Source organism: Plasticicumulans sp. (assembly GCF_035331805.1).
Classification (GTDB): Bacteria; Pseudomonadota; Gammaproteobacteria; order Competibacterales; family Competibacteraceae; genus Plasticicumulans.
In genome coordinates this window covers 1-1839 of the sequence record NZ_DAOLKE010000513.1, presented here as the reverse complement: position 1 = coordinate 1839, position 1839 = coordinate 1, and the positions used below count along the sequence as shown (strand labels likewise).

At 73.1% G+C, this 1839-nt stretch carries 3 protein-coding genes; 1 reads left to right on the top strand and 2 read right to left on the bottom strand.

Annotated features, from left to right (window positions below):
• Positions 1-4 precede the first annotated feature (4 nt).
• Positions 5-271: a hypothetical protein gene (locus PKE44_RS18960; protein ID WP_324554341.1), complete on the bottom strand. Its 267-nt coding sequence runs from the start codon at positions 269-271 to the stop codon at positions 5-7.
• Positions 272-443: 172 nt separating this feature from the next.
• On the opposite strand from PKE44_RS18960, the gene PKE44_RS18955 reads away from it, so the two are divergent.
• Positions 444-1361, top strand: coding sequence for a LysR family transcriptional regulator (locus PKE44_RS18955; RefSeq protein WP_324554339.1), 918 nt, complete (start codon positions 444-446; stop codon positions 1359-1361).
• Here PKE44_RS18955 and PKE44_RS18950 read toward each other — a convergent pair.
• Positions 1342-1839 (bottom strand): YeeE/YedE thiosulfate transporter family protein (locus tag PKE44_RS18950; protein ID WP_324554337.1); only part of this gene is annotated, 498 nt, incomplete at its 5' end. The two genes, PKE44_RS18955 and PKE44_RS18950, sit on opposite strands and share 20 nt — an antisense overlap.

Sequence of the window (1839 nt, the reverse complement as noted above, 5' to 3'; positions counted from 1 at the left end):
GGCATCAGCACAGGCTCGCTTCGGCGTTGGTGCCGGTCTTCGGGTTCAGCGGGTAATCGAGTGCGCAGTAGTGCTCGTCGCTGCCGGTGGCGCGCATGCGGGCATCGAAGCTGTCGGTGGCGGCGGTGCGCGGCGCGGTGGCCGGGGTGGTCTGCGCGGCGTCGCCGTGCGTCCATTCGATCGGCGGGTAGCTGTCGCTCTCGCGGGCCTGGGCGAAACCGGCGACGGCGAAGGTCAGGGCGGCAGCGGTGATCAGGGTTCTGGCGTTCATGGCGTGGACCTCGGGAGGCAGGTTCTGGTCGGATCCCCCGTCGCGGCCTTGCTGCAGTGCGGCGGGATGGCGTGCAGTCTCGGCCGCGCCGGCCCCGGCGATAAGACGCGCAATCGATATAGTCGGCATGCCCTGGCGGCATGAATCGGAGCATCGGGGTATCGGAGCGAAGATGGACAGACTGGTGGCGATGGCGATGTTCGTGCGCGTGGTCGAATCGGGCAGCTTCTCGGCGGTGGCGCGCGAACTCGACACCACGCAGCCGAATGTCAGCAAGCGGGTGCGCGCGCTCGAAGCGCGGCTCGGCAGCCGGCTGATCGCGCGCAGCACGCGCCAGCTGTCGCTGACCGACGAGGGCCGGCGCTATTACGAGGACTGCCGGCGCATCCTCGATGCCGTCGATGCCGCCGAGCACAGCTTCCTGACCGGGCGCGAGGTCGTCGCCGGGCCGCTGCGTGTCGCCGCGCCGGTCAGCTTCGGCCGGCGGCGGATCGCGGCGCGGCTCGGGGATTTCCTGGACCACTTTCCGCAGGTGACGGTCGAGCTGCTGCTCAGCGACGACAACAGCGATCTGGTCGCCGACAACATCGACGTGGCGCTGCGCCTCGGGCCGCTCGCCGACAGCGGCCTGATCGCGCGCGCGCTCGGGCAGGCGCGCCGGATCACGGCCGCGACGCCGGGATATCTCGCGCGTCGCGGCGAGCCGCGCACGCCGGCCGAACTCGCCGGGCACGACTGCCTGGTGTTCACGCCGACGCCGACCGTCAACCTCTGGCACTACCGCCACGGCGGCGAGCGGCTGTCGGTCAGCGTCGGCGGGCGCGTGCGCACCAACAGCTCCGAGGCGATCCGCGAGCTGGCGCTCGCCGGGCTCGGCATCGCGCGCGCGCCGCGCTGGCTGTTCGGCGACGAACTGGCCGATGGCCGCATCGTGCCGATCCTGCGCGACTACGAGCCGGAGCCGATCCCGATCCACGCGGTGTCGCCGGCCAACCGCCGCCAGTCGGCGCGCGTGCATGCCTTCATCGATTATCTGGCGTCGATCTGGGCGGCCGATCCGCAGGCCGGCATCACGCCGGCCGGCGGCTGAAGCGCAGCGGCACGCGCGCTGCGAGCGTGAGCCACAGCGCGATGGTCACGGCCATGACCGCGAACGCGAGCCAGGCGTGCGGCCACAGCAGCGGCATGCCGAGCAGCAGCAGGCCGTCGTTGCCGCCGGGGATCAGCAGGCTGCCGAGACCCATCAGCGCACCGCCGGCCGTGCAGCGGACCAGCGCGCTCAGGCGCGGTGCCAGCGGCCGGAAACGCCCGGCGCTCAGCCCGCCCCAGGCTGCGCCGGCGAGCAGCGCCGCGAACAGCAGCAGCCGCGGGCCGGCGGCCATCGCCGGACCGTGCGCGAGTTCGGCGAGCAGATCGGTGTAGGTCCACGGCCCGACCAGCGCCAGCAGCAGCAGGAAGGTCACGCCGATGACCAGCGTCGCCGCGTGCGGCGCCCAGACGCCGGCCGCCAGCCGCCGGATGAAACCCGCGCGCCCGCCGCGCAGTCCGCGCAGCACGCCGGCGAGCAG